This window comes from Rossellomorea sp. RS05 (assembly GCF_039822645.1).
GTDB classification, from domain to species: Bacteria; Bacillota; Bacilli; order Bacillales; family Bacillaceae_B; genus Rossellomorea; species Rossellomorea marisflavi_B.
Genome location: NZ_JBDKWY010000006.1, coordinates 177,732 through 192,893, shown reverse-complemented (window position 1 = coordinate 192,893; position 15,162 = coordinate 177,732). Strand labels below are relative to the sequence as shown.

The 15,162-nt window shown below is 48.9% G+C and carries 15 protein-coding genes; 5 read left to right on the top strand and 10 right to left on the bottom strand.

The genetic code is table 11. From position 1 onward, the window contains the following. Window positions 1-7: 7 nt before the first annotated feature. Both ABJ225_RS15920 and ABJ225_RS15915 read right to left on the bottom strand, forming a co-directional pair. Window positions 8-718, bottom strand: a complete 711-nt coding sequence (locus tag ABJ225_RS15920) for a CpsD/CapB family tyrosine-protein kinase (RefSeq protein WP_373921156.1) — start codon at window positions 716-718, stop codon at window positions 8-10. After that, a complete protein-coding gene (locus ABJ225_RS15915; protein ID WP_347321048.1) occupies window positions 711-1,439 on the bottom strand; it encodes a YveK family protein in 729 nt (242 codons plus the stop codon). Before ABJ225_RS15915 ends, ABJ225_RS15920 begins: the two co-directional genes overlap by 8 nt. A 204-nt stretch (window positions 1,440-1,643) precedes the next feature. Here ABJ225_RS15915 and ABJ225_RS15910 point away from each other — a divergent pair, with 204 nt between their 5' ends. Both ABJ225_RS15910 and ABJ225_RS15905 read left to right on the top strand, forming a co-directional pair. Beyond that, window positions 1,644-2,426, top strand: coding sequence for an SGNH/GDSL hydrolase family protein (locus tag ABJ225_RS15910; RefSeq protein ID WP_347321047.1), 783 nt, complete (start codon window positions 1,644-1,646; stop codon window positions 2,424-2,426). 175 nt (window positions 2,427-2,601) lie between these two features. Next, window positions 2,602-3,564: an LCP family glycopolymer transferase gene (locus tag ABJ225_RS15905; protein ID WP_347321046.1), complete on the top strand. Its 963-nt coding sequence runs from the start codon at window positions 2,602-2,604 to the stop codon at window positions 3,562-3,564. Between the two features lie 36 nt (window positions 3,565-3,600). On the opposite strand, the gene ABJ225_RS15900 is transcribed toward ABJ225_RS15905, so the two are convergent. Then, on the bottom strand, window positions 3,601-4,956 hold the full coding sequence (locus ABJ225_RS15900; RefSeq protein ID WP_347321045.1) for a PTS transporter subunit EIIC: 1,356 nt from the start codon (window positions 4,954-4,956) through the stop codon (window positions 3,601-3,603). Between the two features lie 255 nt (window positions 4,957-5,211). Between ABJ225_RS15900 and ABJ225_RS15895 the strand changes: the two genes are divergently transcribed. Continuing rightward, a complete protein-coding gene (locus ABJ225_RS15895; protein WP_347321044.1) occupies window positions 5,212-6,411 on the top strand; it encodes an enolase C-terminal domain-like protein in 1,200 nt (399 codons plus the stop codon). Window positions 6,412-6,428: 17 nt separating this feature from the next. Next, complete coding sequence (locus ABJ225_RS15890; protein WP_347321043.1) at window positions 6,429-7,133, top strand: GntR family transcriptional regulator; 705 nt, start codon at window positions 6,429-6,431, stop codon at window positions 7,131-7,133. 28 nt (window positions 7,134-7,161) lie between these two features. On the opposite strand, the gene ABJ225_RS15885 is transcribed toward ABJ225_RS15890, so the two are convergent. The 4 genes from ABJ225_RS15885 to ABJ225_RS15870 all read right to left on the bottom strand — a co-directional run bounded on the left by ABJ225_RS15885 (window position 7,162) and on the right by ABJ225_RS15870 (window position 10,845). Continuing rightward, complete coding sequence (locus tag ABJ225_RS15885) at window positions 7,162-7,344, bottom strand: hypothetical protein (RefSeq protein WP_142129557.1); 183 nt, start codon at window positions 7,342-7,344, stop codon at window positions 7,162-7,164. A gap of 19 nt (window positions 7,345-7,363) precedes the next feature. Then, complete coding sequence (locus ABJ225_RS15880; protein ID WP_347321042.1) at window positions 7,364-7,900, bottom strand: DUF6241 domain-containing protein; 537 nt, start codon at window positions 7,898-7,900, stop codon at window positions 7,364-7,366. A gap of 102 nt (window positions 7,901-8,002) precedes the next feature. Then, the gene (locus tag ABJ225_RS15875) at window positions 8,003-9,547 is read right to left on the bottom strand and encodes a glycosyltransferase family 2 protein (protein WP_347321041.1); all 1,545 of its coding nucleotides are present in this window, start codon (window positions 9,545-9,547) and stop codon (window positions 8,003-8,005) included. Window positions 9,548-9,861: 314 nt separating this feature from the next. Continuing rightward, the gene (locus ABJ225_RS15870) at window positions 9,862-10,845 is read right to left on the bottom strand and encodes a C40 family peptidase (RefSeq protein WP_347321040.1); all 984 of its coding nucleotides are present in this window, start codon (window positions 10,843-10,845) and stop codon (window positions 9,862-9,864) included. Window positions 10,846-11,183: 338 nt separating this feature from the next. Between ABJ225_RS15870 and ABJ225_RS15865 the strand changes: the two genes are divergently transcribed. Continuing rightward, complete coding sequence (locus ABJ225_RS15865; protein WP_347321039.1) at window positions 11,184-11,645, top strand: hypothetical protein; 462 nt, start codon at window positions 11,184-11,186, stop codon at window positions 11,643-11,645. Between the two features lie 344 nt (window positions 11,646-11,989). Here the strand turns inward: ABJ225_RS15865 and ABJ225_RS15860 are convergent, their stop codons facing one another. From ABJ225_RS15860 to ABJ225_RS15850, 3 genes are all read right to left on the bottom strand, one after another. After that, complete coding sequence (locus ABJ225_RS15860; protein WP_347321038.1) at window positions 11,990-13,426, bottom strand: HAMP domain-containing sensor histidine kinase; 1,437 nt, start codon at window positions 13,424-13,426, stop codon at window positions 11,990-11,992. After that, window positions 13,410-14,096 carry a response regulator transcription factor gene (locus ABJ225_RS15855; protein ID WP_252265280.1) on the bottom strand — a complete coding sequence of 229 codons (687 nt, stop codon included), beginning with the start codon at window positions 14,094-14,096 and terminating at the stop codon, window positions 13,410-13,412. The genes ABJ225_RS15860 and ABJ225_RS15855 overlap by 17 nt, the downstream gene beginning before the upstream one ends. A gap of 111 nt (window positions 14,097-14,207) precedes the next feature. Further along, on the bottom strand, window positions 14,208-14,975 hold the full coding sequence (locus tag ABJ225_RS15850) for a hypothetical protein (RefSeq protein WP_347321037.1): 768 nt from the start codon (window positions 14,973-14,975) through the stop codon (window positions 14,208-14,210). Window positions 14,976-15,162: the final 187 nt, after the last annotated feature.

Genomic DNA, 15,162 nt, shown 5'->3' with positions numbered 1-15,162 from the left:
AATCTAGTTATTTTTTACCGTAATAGTAATAATAGCTTGTATCCTTGATTTCACGGTTGTTTAGGATAACTCCAAGAAGCTTTCCTTTGGTTGTGTCGAGGAGGTCTTTCGCTTTCTTCGCACTTTCGATTTCCGTTGTACCGGAACTCAGTACAAGGACGGTGCCGTCGCACTGATTGGCGAGCACTTGAGCATCCGTGACAGCCAGAAGCGGAGGCGTGTCGAATACGACAAGATCGTAATCGCTATAGATGTCGACCAATAGTTCTTCCATGGACCTTGAACTTAGGAGTTCTGCCGGATTAGGCGGGACCGGTCCACATGTCAAAAGATCTAGATTTTTGATCTCGGTCTGCTGAACGACTTCACGAAGCGTCTTCTGTCGCGATAAAGCGGATGTCAGTCCAAAGGTATTGTTTACGTTAAAGGTGTAGTGGGAAGTAGGCTTCCTCATGTCTCCGTCTACAAGCAGCACATGCTTTCCTTCCTGGGCAAACACGACAGCCAGATTCGCAGCCGTTGTCGATTTCCCCTCTCCAGGTCCTGAAGACGTCACCATGATGGAACGGATTTCTTTGTCTACGGATGAGAAGTTAATGCTTGTTCGAACAGTTTTGTATTGCTCTGAAATCGGCGATTGGGGGTTGTCATGGGTGACAAGTTTACGCCTTGTCGACATCATGAGTTGTTTCAGCTTCTTGCTCTTTTTGCTACCCAATGCGCTCACCTCTTTCTTCTGTATTTCTGGATTTCTTCTCTGCTTTCGTTTCACCGATTTTTGCGATGGATCCGAGAACTGGTACACCCAATATTTTCTCGACGTCTTGTTCGGTCTTGATTGTATTATCAAGGAATTCTAGTAAGAACGAAATTCCGACTCCGATCATAAGCCCTACCACCATAGCGATGGCAATGTTTAGTAGAGGTTTAGGCTTCACTGGGGATTGCTTTTGGCCAACATCTGCTTTGGTCAGAATGGTTACGTTGTCCACATTCATGATATCGGGAATGTCTTTTTGGAAGACTTCTGCTGTTTTATTGGCAATTTGGGCAGCCTGTGCAGGATCCGTATCTTGAACGGCCAGTCTTACAACCTGTGAATCACTCTGATTCGATACGGTGATCTTGGATTGAATATCACCTGTACTCATTCCGAGATCTTCTGATACCTTATCGAGAATGACCGGACTGGTGATGATTTCCTTGTAGGTGTTGATAAGCTGGAGGTTGGTTTGGATTTGACCTGGGTTGTTATAGGCGGATTGATCGGATTTGGACTGGTTGACGAGCAGCTGGGTGGAAGATTCATAAACCGGGGTTAAAAGAAAAAAACTTACCCCTCCACTGACTATGATGGCTGTAAGGGTAATAAGGATAATCAGACTCATTCGCTTCCTGAGGGTTTGCATTAACTCACGTAAACTGATGGTTTCTTCCATGAAGTGCCTCCTGTAACTAGTGAAAAAATATGTAAGATTCTTTCAGATTTTGTTGTATTCCTGTGAAAATGTTGTCATAATTTTAAATAAAATGTAATATAAATGCCATTACTCTCTATTAAACTACAGATTTTTCTATTTGAAAAGGATATTTTCAACAATAGTAGATATTTCTTGCATGAATTCACTCAGGGGGAATGTACGATGAAACAATTCTTATTGGTGCTGTTGGCGATTGCCTGCGGTGCCGTGCTGGTCATGGGAAATCACTACTGGCAGGAACGCACCAATCAAAAAGCGGTAGCGAACGTTGAGCCAAAACCTGTTCCAGAGGAAGCACCAAAACAGGAAGAAGAGGAAAAGGATCCGGTAGCAAAAGACCTAACAGCCAACTGGCCGGACCCTGCACGTGAAACGTATCAGAAGAAAGTAAAAGAAGGATCTCCATTCAAGATTGTCATCATGGGTTCACCTGCCCTTGGAGCAAGCGAAGGAGGATGGGCCCCTCAACTGAAAGAATCTCTTCTATCAGATTACGGAGATACCATTGAAGTGAGTATCCTCGAATGGGATACAACATCAGTAGAATTTGTAAACAGCTCGGACGTGGATATTGCACTCGACGGTTCGCCCGACCTGGTTCTATGGGAACCATTCAATCTAGTGGACAACTCTAACCGTGTAGGTCCTGTACAGAATCACGAGAGTATCCTGATTTTTGACCGAAAGCTTCACGAAGTCAATGAAGAGGCGACTCTCATCCTTCAGCCCCCTCATCCGATCTTGAAGGCTACCTATTATCCGTCGAATATTGAGGACCTGAAGACATTTGCCGGAGATGAAGGAATCCCTTACCTCGATCATTGGGGCGAGTGGCCGGAAGAAGATACGTTGACCGACTACCTGGTTGAAGACCAGGATACACCGAACGCCAAAGGCTACACCCTATGGAAGGATTACTTGGTCGATTACTTTATTGCAGACTAGCCAATATGGCTGGTCTTTTTTTGAAACGTATATTATAGAAGAAAAACAGTAAGCGATTACATTTCAGTGCAAGTTTAGCCCTGTATGATAAAGGAATCAGTAGAAATATTTTCTACCCATATATGACAAAATCTGATATGTTAGTAACTAGGTAAAGGAAAAGGTAGGGAGCTAAATGAGATCAGACAAACGTAAAAAGAAACGCAAGTGGCCCAAGGTCGTCGGCATTATCCTCCTTCTTATGGTTCTCGGAGGCGGAGTTTATGCCTATACGATCTGGAACTCGTTGAATGACGCTGTCGGTGCCATGCACGACCCGGTAAAACGGGAGAAGTCAGAGAAACGGGCTGAGAAGGTCACGTTCAAGGAGAAGGATCCATTCTCTGTGCTCCTTCTTGGAACAGACGGATCATTTGAACGAAAAGGTGATGTGGGGCGATCCGATTCCATGATTGTGCTGACCGTCAATCCGAATGAGAAATCTGTGAAGATGCTGAGTATCCCACGTGATACGCGCACTGAAATCGTGGATAAAGGAACCGTTGACAAGATCAACCATGCCTACGCATTTGGTGCTGCCAAGGGCGGACCGTCTGAGGGCGCTGAGTGGTCGATGAACACGGTGGAAAATCTCCTCGACATCCCAATTGATTACTATGCAACGATCAATATGGATGGATTCAAAGACATTGTCGACGCTGTCGGTGGTGTGACAGTCAATAACGATATCGATTTCGTACAAGACGGATATACCTTCAACAAAGGCTCATTGAAACTGGACGGCAAGAAAGCACTCGCATTCTCCCGTATGCGTCATGAGGATCCCCGCGGGGACTTCGGACGTCAGTTACGCCAGCGTGAAATCATCCAAGGTGTTATCCGCGAAGGGGCAAGCCTCTCAAGCCTTTGGAACTTCGATGATATTTTCGATGCGCTAGGCAAGAACGTGAAAACCAACCTTTCCTTCAAGGAAATGGTCGACATTCAGAAAAACTACAAATCAGCTGCCGGCAATATCGAGCAGATTAAGATTGAGACTGGTGAAGGTACGAACATCGACGGAATCTACTATTATGTGATTCCTGATGCCGAGCTTGGTGAGATTCAATCCACCCTTAAAAAGCATCTGGAAATCTAAAAAACCGCTTGGGAATCAAATCCCAAGCGGTTTTTCTTATGCTTCTGCAGCTACTTCTTTCTTCTTAAGGGTAAAGAACGTGATGGCGAATCCGACACCAAGGGCGAGGAGGATCCCAATGATGGCATACGGGAAGTACGGTCCGATGTAGGCAACGAGGCTCACGATGCTGGACAGGATGTACCCATAGATGCGGACGCCCATGATGGCGAAGAATGCAGAACCGGCCATGCTGGCAAGGGTACAAGCGAGAAACGCCTTCTTATAGCGGATGAGGACACCGAATAGGGCTGGCTCCGTGATTCCGAGTAGCGCCGAGATGGCCGCTGATAGAATGATGGATTTCTCTTTCTTCCCTTTTGCCTTGAAGAAGACGGCGAATGTTGCTCCGGCGATGGCCATGTTGGTCATGAAGAACATCGGCATGAGCATGTCGAATCCATTGTCTGCGAAGTTCTGAAGGGCGATCGGCGTCATAGCGTGGTGCATGCCGAAGACGATGGCGATTGGGCGGATACCGCCGACGACGATTCCGGCTAATACCGGTGATAGTCCGAATAACATTTCAATGAAGGCAGCAAGCAGGCTTCCTACATAGGCACCCAGTGGCCCCGTTGCAATCAGGGCAAACGGGATGGTGATGAACAGGGTTAGCGTCGGGGTGAAGACGGTACGGAGGACGCTCGGCATGAACTTGTCTACGTACTTTTGGATATAGCTCATGGCCCAGATGGACAGGATGATCGGAATAACGGTGGCACTGTAGTTGATGACCGGTACAGGCAGACCGATAAAGGTGAACTGACTGACTTCTCCGAGCTTGGCGGCATCGAGCAAGGACGGATACATGAATCCTCCTGCTACGGCAAGGGCCAGGTACTGATTCGTCTTGAAGATATTCGCGGCCGATGCTGCCAGGAAGAATGGCAGGAAGTAGAACACGGCGCTTGCGACGAGATCCAGGATGATGACGGCGTCGCTTTCTTTATTGAGGACTTCGAGTGCAATAAGTCCGGCGAGGATCCCCTTGATCATTCCCGCTCCGGCGATGGCCGGTACGATCGGTCCGAACACGCCCGATACGATGTCGAGGAGTGCTCCGAAGAATCCTTTCTTTTTCCCCGGTGCCGCGCTTTTCACGTCTGTTGTCCCTAGCTCTGCGGTTAGTGCTTCGTGTACCTTCTGGACGTGGGTGCCGACTACGATCTGGTATTGATCGTTTGTGAGCTGATCCCCCATGATGCCTTCGAGCTCTTTAACTTTGGCACGGTCGATGGCGTCAAAGTCGTGGAGGTCGAAGCGCAGGCGGGTCATGCAGTGCCACACCTTCTTAATATTATCTTCTCCGCCGACAGCGGTGATGATCTGTTTGACCAATTGTTGATCTCCCATGTGAACCCCTTCTTTCTGTCTGTGGTGTTGTCGTTGATTAGCCATATCGTAGCACAGGGATTCAAAATTGAAAACGTTTTATAAAATACCAATCATAACACCTAAACCCTTGGTACATAAGGTTTTATCGTCTTTTACACTAAAATTGGTACGGTAAATACCTCCTATATCTTGTGAAAACATGACCAAATTGACCGCGGTGATTTGCCTGTGTTTTACTTGAGTCATCGTAAACGAAATGGAAGGTGTGTCCACATGGAACCGAATCTTATTACACATATAGAAGCTGTCGTCACGAACCCCCACCGTCATAACTTTGTTGTCGTGAAGGTGGAGACGAGCAGCGGCATCACCGGGTACGGCTGCGCGACGTTCCAGCAGCGTCCGCTCCCTGTCCAGATGGTGGTGGAAGAATACTTGAAGCCGATCCTCATCGGACGGAACGCTCACGATATTGAAGATCTTTGGCAGATGATGATGGTGAACTCCTACTGGCGGAACGGCCCGATCACCAATAATGCCATCGCCGGAGTCGACATGGCCCTGTGGGATATCAAGGCGAAGCTTGCCGATATGCCTCTCTATCAATTATTCGGAGGGAAATCGAAGAGCGCCATCGCCGCTTATGCCCACGCCGACGGTCTGACCCTGGATGAACTGTTCGAAGGTGTCGATGCCCTGGTAGAACGTGGATTCCGCCATATCCGCTGTCAGCTCGGGAAGTACGGTGGGAAGAATCACGCAATGCATCTCCCGGATCAGCTCATGGACGGGGAGTATTATGATCCCGATATCTACATGCGCGATGTCGTAAGGATGTTCAAGGCGCTGCGTGAGAAGTACGGATACGAACTCCACTTCCTTCATGACGTCCATGAGCGCCTGTCCCCGAATCAGGCAATCCGCCTTGCAAAAGAGCTCGAGCCGTATCAGCCGTATTTCCTTGAAGACGTCCTCCCTCCGGATCAAAATGAGTGGCTCGGGCAGCTGCGGAGTCAGACGACGACGCCGATTGCAACAGGCGAGCTCTTCAACAATCCGATGGAATGGAAGGAGCTCATCGTGAATCGCCGCATTGACTATATCCGCTGTCATGTTTCCCAAATCGGAGGCATCACGCCGGCCTTGAAGCTCGGCGCCCTTTGCGCGACGTTCGGCGTGCAGATCGCCTGGCATGGTCCGTCGGATATGACCCCGATCGGTGTTGCCGTTAATACGCACCTGAACATGTTCCTTCATAATGCGGCCATCCAGGAAGTCCAAGAGCCGGAAGACGTGATCCGCGAGATGTTCCCAGGTACCGTCGAGGTGAAGGAAGGCTATATTTACCCGATCGAACGGGCAGGAATCGGCGTCGACTTTGACGAAGACATGGCGAAGGGGTATCCTTGCGTGTACAGGAAGCACGAATGGACCCAGTCCCGCCTGCCGAACGGGACGATCCATACTCCTTAACGGAAGGAGAGGATGAGATGAAGAAGCGGGAATTCATCGCCGATGACCTGCTGAGTAAGATCTATCAGAATAAGTACCCACCTGGCGGCAAGCTCCCAACGGAACGGGAGCTTGCGGACCAGTATGGGGTGTCGCGCTATACAATCCGGGAAGCGTTGAAGAAGCTCCTCAACATCGGGAGCATCCACGTTGTACAGGGATCGGGGATTTTCGTCACCGATACGATCACCCAGAGCCCGTTGATCTCCAACTCCCTCCAGGAGAAGAAGTTCAAGGACATTGAATCAAAGGTCGTCTACTTGAAACGGGAGAAAGCGTCAGCGTCATCCCAGCGGATCTTCGACAGCCAGAGTGATGTCTGGTCCTTCAAGCGTGTGCGTCTCGTCGACTACCAGAAGGTGCAGATTGAAACGTCCCTTATTCCCGTAGAGCTCTTCCCGGATCTGGATGAAGGCGTGATTGCCCAGTCGGTTCATGAGTATGTACAGAAATGCGGATATGAGATCTCTCATTTTATCACGAGCTATAGCGCCGTGAATGTCTCGAAGGAAGATGCGGAGCTGTTGAACTGCAAGAAGGGGCTCGCCGCGATGAAGATCGTGAACCGCGGAATCCTGAAGGATGGTCAGGTGTTTGAATACAGCGAGCTGATCAATCTCGATTATTCGGTCTCCTACTTCACGCCGTTCAATACGAATAAGCATCAGTTCCGGAAGAAATGAAGAAGCGAGCCTCGTGGGCTCGCTTCTTCTATGTTCTCAAGGTAGTCAAAAAGTAGACCAGCACCGTCCCGCCCTGGATGATGGCGGGAACGAAGGCGTATTCGTTCGGCAGTACCCAATACAGAATCATGCTGACGATGAGGATCGGCATGACCGCGAACAGCCACAGCCTCACCTTCCGATTGGACAGATTGAATTCGAACCGTTCCATGCGTTCCCCTCCTTTTTCCTTATCGGGTTTCCCTGTCCTGCTCTTCAAGATACTCTTTCTCCTGTTTGGCGGATAGAAGGCCCTTTGCTTTCCCAATGTTGCCGCCCATGAGGCGCCAAACGGTGTTATGATCGCCGACGGCCTGTGAGAAGTCCCCTTTTTGCCATCGGGTGAGGATGTCCCGGTACTCTTCATCGTTCTTATATTTTTCTTCATCCAGCTGTTGCAGAAGGAAGGTGATCCGCTCATTGGTGATCTTAAAGAAGGACCATTTCTCCCCTGCCCTCACCTTCTGGTGGCTCATGGCATGGATATATTGCCGCATCAATTCTTCCGATATCGGGGTCTTGACGTCTCCTTCGAATGGATTGCCGTCCACTTTACCCGTCACAGTAGGCTTGTTCGATTTGACTTCCGCCGCCCGCGCGGCCCCTTCTTCCTGTCCTTCTTGAGCGGATTTATGATCAGGCTCGAGACTTTCAAGAGCCATATAGACACCAGCTACGGTCACTAAGAGAACCGTCCCCAGAATGATACTGATCCATTTTTTGCTCATACACGCCCTCCTCATTCCCTAATGGTATTTTATTTCTATAAAAAGGGAGTGGAATCCTCCTTATACTAAGTCAAAATAAAAAGAGCTCAGTCTGAGCCCTCCTTATTTCACCATAAGAGATAGGTTTCCTTTATTTGTTTGATAGAGGATAAACGTTCGATCGTTTCCTTCAATATGGTATTTCTCATCCGAGTCTTTCTCCACCATTACGCTTTCATAATCATCGTAACGCAAGGATAAAATATACTTACCCTTCTCCAGAAATGAGAGAGATTTTTTTGAGAAAGTCAGCGTGACCTCATTACCTGTTTGTTGAATATCCTCATCAATTATAAAGACATCCTCCAGGAAATCACGGTTCTGCAACTCGACGGCCTGAATTGTCGGATTAAGATGTCCTGAAAGATTGATGGTAAAGGAGACGTTTTTTCCAGATTGATTTTCGCTTAGTACTTTGGCTTGTACCGGGATTTCGATTGGGGTCAATGTTCCGTCCTGAAGCTTCGCAATGGTGTAGGGTAGACCATCCTTCTCTTCTACCCAGCTTTCCCCTCCTGAAGTAGCCCACTCTGCCAGTGCCGCTACGCGCTCGTACTCTTTGTTTTTCAACAGAGAATAATAGTGCTTATTCAACGGTTTCTTGATGGTCTCACCTAATGAGTAAGGGCGGTTATAGCTGGAGAAGACAGCAAGGGCCTCTTCGAATTTATCAAAATAGGCTTGACGATCTTCGCTTTTCACAAAGTGTTTCCGGTTGAACAAGCGGGTAATACTGTCGAATTCAACTAGACGATTGACGATCATCTTCTCTTCTTCAGGTGGGAGGTTCTTCTCCATCACATATTTCAACACCGTGATGTTCGTATCCATCTTCTCGATGATATCAGTCTGCCTGGTCAGGGAAACATTATCAGAGAAGCGATTGATATAATAGATCGGTGCCGTTGTGGTAGAGATGGTACCCACTTGGGTCAAGACATCAATAAAGAACTGCTTATCTTCAGCGTATTTCATCTCCGGGAAGCGAATGTGACGATCCTTCAGAAATGAGAGCCTCATCATCCTGGCTGTAGGGCCGAGGTGATAGAAGATATGGGGTATGGAATAGGGCGATACGCTTTTCCTTACCTTACATGACTCATACCGGCCAACAAGCTTTTCAGTTTTGGAGCTGACCTGGATTGTTTTCCCGACGGCATAATCTGTCTTCGCCTCTTCCATCAGTTCATATAGTTGGCGGATGGCATCGTGATCGAGCCAGTCATCAGCGTCCAAGAACATCAGGTACGTGGAATTTGCAAGATGTATCCCCAGGTTTCTCGGGAAGGCAGGTGTTCCGGTGTTTTCCTCTAGATACACGACTACAATATTCTGATATAAATCTGCAAATTTCTTCAGCATCGCCTTCGATTTGTCACCAGAACCATCATCGACGAGGATCACCGTGATCTGTGCAAACCCAAAGGTCTGGACAATGACCGAATCAATTGCTTTGATAAGATATTTTTCAGCATTATAAACAGGAATGACGATCGTTACTTTTGATTTCTTTTTTAATGCCTCATGGTTAAGAACGGTGTATGGAACTTTATCGAAGTACTTATCGTCCTTACCGGAAGCAAAAGGAAATATATTTTTCAATAGCATCATAATTCTCCTAAAGTACATAGTAGGTTTATCTTTACCATACCCACTTTTGAATGTGGCAACACGACTTTCTGCCGTGGAATATTCACCCATACAACATGGGCGTTAAGGAGAAGGAAAAGAGTCTTCCATGTATCTTGATTTTGGATAAGTACCTTCAGTTGGCTTTGTGAATAGACACACAAATCATTTTTCCAAGATACTATTCCCATCCTTTATTCTATCAAGCCTTCCCAAGTTCACAATATGAAATTGCACCCATGTCATAAAAAAAAGCTGTGCTGATGAGATCATCAGCACAGCGCTTGTACCTTTTAGAAACGTTTATATCCGACAAACTTCGGAGCCCAATACGTATTATTCAGCTTCGTCACCACTACGCCGCTGTCAGATGCATGGATGAATTCCCCGTTGCCGAGGTAGATTCCCATGTGGCTGATGCCGGCTTTGTAGGTGTTTTCGAAGAATACGAGGTCACCCGGTACCGGATTGGACACAGATTTCGCCTGGCTGTAGTAGCCTTCCGTGTTCGTACGGGAGATGGAGTAGCCCGCTTCGTTGAATACATAGTAGATGAATCCACTGCAGTCGAATCCGGATGGCGTTGTACCGGCCCATTTATACGGAGTGCCTAGGTACTTCTTCGCCACGTTAACGACTGTTGATGATGACGGTGTCTGTGTGCCCGTGCTTGCAGTGCTTACCGTTCCAGTCGAAGTGGAAGTCGAGGTCGAGCCGCTCACCTTAAGCTTCTGGCCGACATAGATCGTGTTCGACGTCAGCTTATTCCATGATTTCAATTGTGAAATGGTTACATCATATTTGTACGCGATGTAGGATAAAGAGTCACCGGATTTGACCGAATAGCTTCCGGATGTTGACGGTTTTGAAGCCGTCGTAGTCGAGGTCGAAGTGGACTTCGAGCTACCGGACACGATCAATTTTTGACCAGGATAAATCAGGTCACTCTTTAGATTGTTCCATTTCTTCAGATCCGCTACATACACATTGTACTTCTGGCCGATCTTCGACAGGTAGTCCCCTGACTTCACGGTGTATGTTGTAGTGGATGATGAGGTTGTTGTCGATTTCGACACTTCCAATACCTGATTCACATAGATTATATCGGTCTTCAGTTTGTTCATGGATTTCAGACTTGAGACACTTGTATTGTATTTAACGGCGATTCCAGAAAGCGTATCCCCAGACTTTACTTTATAAGAGGCAGCCTCAATCGAATCGACAGCCATAGATGACAGAACAGCAGCAGTTGTAAAAGCGATTATCGTTTTTTTCAAGATCTTTCTCCTTCGCAAATAATGTCGTTTTTGCACGCTTACCCATTATCTCCGAACTAGTCCGATAGGTTAATAGGCTTATTTTCTTATGTAAAGAAAAACATGGAAGAAAGCCCAGTATAATCACGTTTAGTAATTTGTGGTAATGATGGTAGTTTGGTTTGTTCATAGGTGGTTTGGGGTATTTATGGGGGCTGTTTCCTGAATTGGGGACAATATAAGGAAGTAATTAACATATTATTGGGATTTTAAGGTATAATACTAATCAGAACGGTTTACCGTATTTTGAAGCGGAATGGGGTGGGGTGTTGAAGAGGATTTTGCTTTTTTCTTCTATATTGTTTGTTGGGATTCTTGTGGGGGTTGTGGTGTGGGTACAGAACGAGGGTCAGACTGCTCCCCTGTCGATGAAGGAGAAGATCGAGGCCGCTGCTGAGGAGATTCATGTCCAGGACATTCTACAGAACCACTCGATTGATGATGGCCTAGAAGCGGTTTCATTCCTTCTGAAGGACGGCCGGATCGGATATGCCCTCGTAAAGGATGATGAAATTCACCACGTATTGTGGACGGATACAAAACAAACTTATGATCAGTATCAACATCATGTCATCTTGCTGGGGAAGAAGGAAGATCCTGCCCATACACGTCTGACCGCGACGATCATAAGGCCTCTTGACCAGCCGAAATACTATCGTACGGTAGAACTTGGAGAGGGCGAGTACTATCTGGCATCGTTTGAGATTCCGGAGGAGGATGGACAGGTACGGTTTGGGGAAGATGGATGGCGGTTTAAGTGATGTGGGCCCTGGGTGGGGCTTTTTTTGTGAAGTTGAGGTTTTTTTGAGGAATCGGGGCTTTTTTTCGCCGGGTGGGGGATTCATATGGCTTGGATTGAGACAAATGGAGTCGAACCGGTAGGCTGGCGGGGTGTTCGAGACCATGCGCCAGCCTTTTTCTACCGACTTTTGAAATTTTATTACCGACATTTTGAATTTTTCTACCGACATTGGAAAATTTATTACCAACTCTGTTCGGCGCAGTCCATTCCATTCCCAACTTGAATGACATTTCCCCAAGAAGAATGACTTATTCCCGACTACGGGTGGCTTATTACCAACTCTACCACCACATTCACAAGCTCCTATCTAATAGGAAACTCCACCACAAACATCGTCCCTTCAGATGAGCTGCGCTCCAGGCGAAGACTGCCTCCGTGGGCCTGGGCGAGCATCCGGGAAAACGGTAGGCCAAGTCCGAGACCGCGCGTCTTGAGCTTCTTCTCTTCCCCGCGGTAGAAGCGTTCAAAGATCAGTGCTTGTTCCGCTTCCGGAATCCCGCTCCCCGTGTCGCTGACCGATACGGTGCAAATATCCCCTGTCCGGTCGAGCTTCACACGTAGACTGCCATCTGCATCTGGGAGTGCCTGACGCGCATTGTTCAGGAGGTTGATGAGGATCTGTTCGACCCGCAATGGATCCACGTCTGCTTCCATATCTTCAGCGGGCGTCTCCACTTCCAACTGGAACGATTCCTTCACCTGGGTCTGCTTCCACTGATTCACGATATCCTCCACAAGGTCGTTCATGGAGACGGTCTCTTTCCGCACTGGGATGGCCCCTGATGAGAAGGAGTTGAAGTCAAGAAGGTCGCCGATCATCCGCTGCAGGCGGTCCACTTCCTTCAGGGAGATATCGAGGAATTCCTTCGCTTCGTCTTCTGTCACGACCTCGTCCTTCACCGCCTGGATGAGGCCGCTGATGGAGGTGACCGGTGTCTTCAGATCATGGGTGACGCCGGCAAGAAGCTCCGACCTGAGCTGTTCCAGGTGCTGGAGCTTCTCGGCCATCTGCTGGAAGGAGTCCACGAGCTCGTAGATTTCCTTCTCCTTCGCGGGTTCTTTCAAGCTGACGTTATAGTTCCCTTCGCTAACGACTCTCGCAGCTCTTGCCACTTCCGAGATCGGAGCCGACAGCTTCCGTGACAGATAATAGATGACGAGCCAGCCAAGCAGACCGAGGCTCACTAGGAGGATGGCGAGGAGCCGGTACTCCTGGTTCACTTTCCCGAGGTCCTTCTCGAGGTTCAGCATGACCACATAGCCAAGGACATCGTCTCCGTTTTTCACCGGCTGGCTGATGGCATACGCCTTCCCTTCTTCACCGAGATTGATCTCTACCTTTCTCTTCTCAAAGAACGTCGTCGAGATCTTTTGCGCCTGCGGTTGGGTGCCCGGTGGCCCTCCGCGGAAATGGTTTTTGTCTGAAAGGACGTTTCCTTCAGGATCGACGACAAAGGTGGACGGCGGCTCATCAAGGTTCAGGAGCTTGCTCCGCTCTTCGACGACATCCTTCAGGACGGGCGGGATGAGGATCTGTCCGTCTTCCGTCACGATCCGGTCGGCGAGCTCCTGGGCCATGACCTGGGTCAGGTTCAGGCGGTTATCGATCGTCGTCTTCCGGATCCAGATTGCCGAGATCAGGGCGATGACGAGGAGTCCGACGACAAGGGTGATGAGGTAGCGGGTCGTCCAGTAGCGGAGGAGCGTCTGACGGCCCGGCTCTTTAGCTTTCGTGAACACTGAACTGATACCCCAATCCCCTGAGCGTACGGATCTCCCCCTGCTCCTTCGGCCACTCCTCCAGTGACTTCCGGATCCGCTTCACGGCAAGATCCACGGCGCGATCGCTTCCTTCATAATCCATGCCCCACACCCGGTCGATGAGCTGCTCGCGTGTGAACGTCTGATTCGGATGGTCAGCAAGGAAAAGAAAGACGGAAAGATCCCGCGGCGTCAGGGTGATCTCCTCCCCTTTCAAGTGAACGGTATGGGACTGGCGGTTTATTTTCAGATCACCATAGAGCCTTACGCTTCCCGTATCGTACACGGGGCCGCTCCTCCTCAGGACGGCCTGGACGCGTGCGACGACTTCATCCCCGATGAACGGCTTCGCAATGTAATCATCGGCACCCGAAGTCAGACCCTTCAGGCGGTAGTCCACGTCGCCGAGGGCCGTGAGCATGATGACAGGCGTCGGCGCTAGAGTCCTGATTGACTCCAGGACCGACCAGCCATCGCCGTCCGGCAGCATGACATCGAGAAGCACAAGATCCGGCTGCACATCCCTATAATCCTTCATGGCCTCGCTGCCTGAGTATGATTGCACAACGTCAAAGCCGTTTTTCGTCAGGTACGCCTTCAGGACTCTGGATATGGTGATTTCATCTTCAACGATCTGTATGGTTTTCATATGAGAAATCCTCCTATAGAAGCATTATAAGGGAAAAACGGTTGGGGAAGAAATGCTTGGGGAAAAAGAAAGAGTGCCAGGGGGACGGCACTCTCATTTATAGGAAAGGGGTCAAAGGGTCACGCTGGTCTTGGATGCATCCAGATCGGTCTGGTCATCAGACTGACCGTCTTCCTTCAAGCTTGCAGATGGACCGTGATCACCGCCACCACGAGGTCCTTTAAACTTTACGCCGAGATCTTCAAGCTGATCATGCGCTTCTTCCCGGGTGATGGTCCCTTCGACCGCCTTCTTCAGGATGGCCTGGGTTTTTTTCTTCGTTGCTGCATCCAGATCGGCAAACGGATCCGGCATCTTATCGAGATCCAAGTCGACCTCAAGCTCATCCAGCTCCTTCTGCGCCTCTTCCTTCGTGATCATGCCGGCCATGTAGCGGTCGCGGATGTCATGGGTCTTCTGGTGAGTCTCCTCATCCATCCCGTCCGGTCGCTGCGGCATCTCGATACCGAGGTCAGCGATCTTTTCCTTCGCTTCTTCCTCCGTCAGATCACCCGACTTCACCTGATCCCGGATGTCATCCAGCTTCTGTCGCGTCTCATCATCAAGCTCCATGCCAGGCCCGCCGTGATGACCACCGCGCCCCGGAGGACGGATCCCCAACTCATCGAGCTTTTCTTTCGCCTCATCCCTTGTGATGGTACCATCCTCCACCTGGCCCTTGATTTCATCCAGCTTGGACTTTGTTTCCTCATCAAGTTGCTGCTTCTCCTCCACCTGCGGCTGCTCCGCCGTGTCCTGCGTCGTCGTATACGCAGCCGGCGCCAGGATTCCCAATGACAATGCACCCGCCACTACTTTTGCCGATAGTACATTCAACATCTTACCTACCTCCAATTCATTTTGAATTTGTAGATTTTAGCCTTGCAAGATTGATTGTAGAGGGTGAATGTGTCAGGAGGATGTCGGGGGAGAATTTTTTATAAAGCACACCAAAATGAAAACGCTCTACATTTTTATTGACAACATGTATATACAAGATTACAATTGAACTAGATCTTGTATATAC